The 429-nt window shown below is 70.9% G+C and carries 1 pseudogene; it reads left to right on the plus strand.

Annotated features, from left to right (window positions below):
- Nucleotides 1-429: pseudogene (locus tag QMK28_RS32155) on the plus strand (hypothetical protein); the annotation flags it as partial.

The following is a 429-nucleotide window of genomic DNA, read 5'->3' on the forward strand; positions in this document are numbered from 1 at the left end:
GACGTACTCGAAATCTGGCTGGGCGGCCTGGAGAGCGTGCTCGCCGACGCCGCCGCGCCCGACCTGGAGGAGCTGGTCGAGCAGCTCACCGAGGGCGGCGAGCTGGACATCGAGTCGCTCGACTGGAACCCCGAGGAGGAGGCCGAGTTCCTCGACGGCGTGCTCGGCAACCTCTATCTGCTGACCGCCCTGGACGAGACCCCCGGCGAGCGCGCCGTGCCGCTGCCCGCGCTGGCCGCCTCGATGATCGTCCCCGACGACATGGGCGAGCCCACGGACGACATCCTCGAAGAGGTCTCCGACGCGATGATGCGGCTCGACGACCAGTTCCGGCTGCTCGCGCCGATCGGTCTGGTGGAGTACCAGCCGGTGGACGAGGCCCTCATCGAGGAGGTGGACGGCGACGGCGAGCCGACCGGCTCCACCGCC

The sequence above is a fragment of the Streptomyces sp. H27-D2 genome (genome assembly GCF_035828615.1).
In the GTDB taxonomy this organism is placed as follows: domain Bacteria; phylum Actinomycetota; class Actinomycetes; order Streptomycetales; family Streptomycetaceae; genus Streptomyces.